At 68.2% G+C, this 3,249-nt stretch carries 3 protein-coding genes; 2 read left to right on the top strand and 1 reads right to left on the bottom strand.

Annotation, left to right across the window (positions count from 1 at the left end; all coding sequences use genetic code 11):
- The coding region (locus AB0M20_RS34170) for a phosphoglycerate dehydrogenase (RefSeq protein WP_364304480.1) at positions 1–978 on the bottom strand (978 nt) is incomplete at its 3' end.
- A 97-nt stretch (positions 979–1,075) separates the two neighbouring features.
- On the opposite strand from AB0M20_RS34170, the gene AB0M20_RS34175 reads away from it, so the two are divergent.
- Both AB0M20_RS34175 and AB0M20_RS34180 read left to right on the top strand, forming a co-directional pair.
- A complete protein-coding gene (locus tag AB0M20_RS34175) occupies positions 1,076–2,425 on the top strand; it encodes an extracellular solute-binding protein (RefSeq protein WP_364304481.1) in 1,350 nt (449 codons plus the stop codon).
- 3 nt (positions 2,426–2,428) lie between these two features.
- A partial coding sequence (locus tag AB0M20_RS34180; protein WP_364304482.1) for a sugar ABC transporter permease occupies positions 2,429–3,249 on the top strand: 821 nt, incomplete at its 3' end.

Genomic DNA, 3,249 nt, shown 5'->3' on the forward strand with positions numbered 1-3,249 from the left:
AACGTCAATAAAGCAATTGGAATAAAGCAACGAAAGGAGTTGAAGAAAATGAGTGAGAAAACTAAGAAAAATATTCGCGCGGTAGTTCTCCGCGATGCGGGCGGCCGCGCCGATCGGCCGGCCGCCGGCGGCGTGCGGGCTGATGATCACGTTCGTCTCGTCCCAGAGCGGCGAGGTGTCCGGCAACGGTTCGGTGTCGAAGACGTCGAGGGCGGCCCCGGCGAGACGGTGGCCGCGCAGGGCGTCGAGGAGCGCGGCCTCGTCCACCGTGGCGCCGCGGCCGACGTTCACCAGCCACGCGTGCGGCGGCAGCAGGGACAGCACCTGCGCGTTCACCGCGTGTTCGGTCTCCTTGGTGGCGGGCAGGATGTTGATCAGCACGTCGGTCTCGGGCAGCAGGCCCGGCAGGTCGGCCGGGGTGACGACCCGGAACCCGTGCCGCTCCCCCGCCGTCCGGGCGACGCCGGTGACCCGGGCGCCGAGGGCGGCGAGCAGGGGCGACAGGGTCGCGGCGATGCCACCGAAGCCCCAGACGGCGATCCGCGCCTCCCGCAGCGTACGGAAACTGCCGGGCTCGCGGACCGGTTGCAGCCCACCCAGCTCGCCCGCCCACCGCCGCCCGATCTGCGCCCGCACCAGCAGGTGGAGCCGGCGCGCCGCGGCCAGGGTGAGGGCGAGGGTGTGCTCCGCGACCGTCACGTCGTGCAGGCCGGTCCCGCCGGTGATGACGACCTCGGGCGGGAAGCCGGCCGCCAGCACGGCGTCCGGCCCGGCGGCCAGCGTCTGCACCCACCGCAGCCGGGTGAGCCGCTCGGCCGCGTCACTCAGCTGCCGCGCCGGGTTGCCCCACACGACCAGCGCCTCGGCATCCGCGTGCTCGTCGGGGATCGGGCGGTCGACCGCGTAGACGACGGCGTCGAGGCCGTCGAGGCCGTCGGGCAGGTCGAGCTCGATGCTGTCGGGCAGAAGAAGCTTCATGAGCGACCATGCTCCCTCACCTTCGCTCGAATTGCGGGCGCATTGACCTGGCTTTATGTTTCGCGCACAGGTACCGGTCGTACTGAGGAGAACAACGATGTTCATCCGGACTTCACGGATATTGGTCGCGGTGTTGCTGCTGGCGGGGTGCGGTGGTGTCGGCGGGTCCGGATCGGACTCCACCGGCGACGACACCGCCGCCGTGACCCTCACGATGATGGGGTTCGGCACCGGGGACGACATCGCCGAGACGCGCTTCAACCTGGCCAACAAGGCCATCGCGCCGAGCACGGCGAAGGCGTCCGAGGGCAGCTTCAACGCCCAGCAGTTCCTCTCCGCGGTGGCGTCGAGCACCCCTCCGGACCTGGTCTACATGGAGCGACGGCTGCTGGGCACGTACGCCGCCAAGAACGCGCTGGTCCCGCTGAAGGACTGCGTCGATCAGGAGAAGATCGACCTCAGCCAGTTCCGCGAGGCGGCCGTCAAGGAGGCCACCCTCAACGGCCAGTTGTACGGCCTGCCCGAGTTCTACAACAACCGCGTCATGATGATCAACAACACCGCGTTCGCCGAGGCCGGCCTCGACCCCGCCACGTTCAGCACCGCCGACTGGCCCGCACTGCAACAGGCCACGGCGAAGCTCTACAAGGCGAATGGCACCAAGCTGCAACGCATCGGATTCGACCCGAAGATCCCCGAGTTCTTCCCGCTGTGGGCCCGCGCGAACGGCGCCGCCCTGGTCAGCGACGACGGCAAGACGGCGCAGCTGACCGACCCCAAGGTGGTCGAGGCGCTCACCTTCACCGTCGGGCTGGTCAACGCGCAGGGCGGCTGGGCGCGGTTCAAGTCCTTCCGCGACTCGTTCGACTTCTTCGGCGCGAAGAACCAGTTCGCCAGCAACCAGCTCGGCGCCTTCCCGATGGAGGACTTCTACCTCAACGTGCTGGCCAGCAACTCGCCGCAGGTCAAGCTGACCGTCTCGCCGTTCCAGGGCCGAGACGGGCAGCCGGTGGACTGGATCACCGGCAACGCCTGGGCGATCCCGGCGAAGAGCCCGCACCCGAAGCAGGCCTGCAAATGGATCAAGACGATGACCGACAGCCCGACCTGGATCGAGGCGGCCAAGGTGCGGGCGGCGGCCCGGCAGAAGGAGAACAAGCCGTTCTCCGGCGTCTTCACCGGCAACACCAGAGCCGACGAGGTCATCTTCCGCGACGTCGTCAAGCCGATCGGTAACGCCGGGTTCGACACGGCGGTGCAGACCGTGCTGAAGACCCAGGAGGCCGGAATCTCCGAGCCGCTGACCGCGGCCGGCGAGGAGGTCAGGGCGGCCTGGCAGGACGCGATCAACCGGGTGCTCGAAGGCAAGCAGCAGCCGGCCCAGGCGCTCGCCCTGGCGCAGCAGCAGGCCCAGGCCGCCCTGGACAAAGCGAACAGCGGGAAGTGATACATGGCGATCCGCAGTGAGACGCGGGCCGCGTACTGGTTCCTGTCGCCGTGGATCATCGGCTTCCTGGTCTTCATGGCCGGGCCGATGGTGGCCAGCCTGGTGCTGTCCCTCACCGACTACGACGTGCTGACCAGCACGCAGTTCGTCGGCGCGGACAACTACAGCCAGCTGCTGGCCGACCCCAAGGTGCGGACCAGCCTGGCCAACACGCTGATCTACACGCTGCTGCACGTGCCGCTGAACATGGCGGTCGCGCTCGGGCTGGCGATGCTGCTGGCCCGCGCCGGCCGCCGGTCCGCGGGATTCTTCCGGACCGTCTTCTACCTGCCGACGATCACCCCGAAGGTGGCGGTCGGCGTGCTGTTCCTGCTGCTCTTCAACGGGCAGGTCGGCATGATCAACGAGGTGCTCGGGTGGGTCGGCGTCAACGGCCCGGACTGGACCACCGACGGGCCGTGGATCAAACCGGGCCTGGTGCTGATGAGCGCCTGGAGCCTGGGCAGCACGGTGATCATCTACCTCGCGGCCCTGCAGGACGTGCCGCGTGACCTGTACGAAGCGGCGGAGATGGACGGGGCCTCGGCGTGGGCGCGGTTCCGCGCGGTGACCGTGCCGATGATCAGCGGCGCCCTGTTCTTCACGCTGATCATCAACACGATCAGCTCGCTGCAGACCTTCGACGAGGTCTTCACGGCGTTCTTCGGCAGCACGAACCAGCAGCAGTACAGCAACGACGCCGCGTTGTTCTACGTCATCTACCTGTTCCAGCAGGCGTTCCAGTTCCTGCACATGGGATACGCGTCGGCGCTCGCCTGGCTGCT

The sequence above is a fragment of the Actinoplanes sp. NPDC051633 genome (assembly GCF_040681735.1).
Lineage (GTDB): Bacteria > Actinomycetota > Actinomycetes > Mycobacteriales > Micromonosporaceae > Actinoplanes.

What these genes read in the sequence shown, in the direction of transcription:
- AB0M20_RS34175 (WP_364304481.1), top strand. Translation starts at nt 1,076, where the DNA reads ATGTTCATCCGGACTTCACGGATATTGGTCGCGGTGTTGCTGCTGGCG.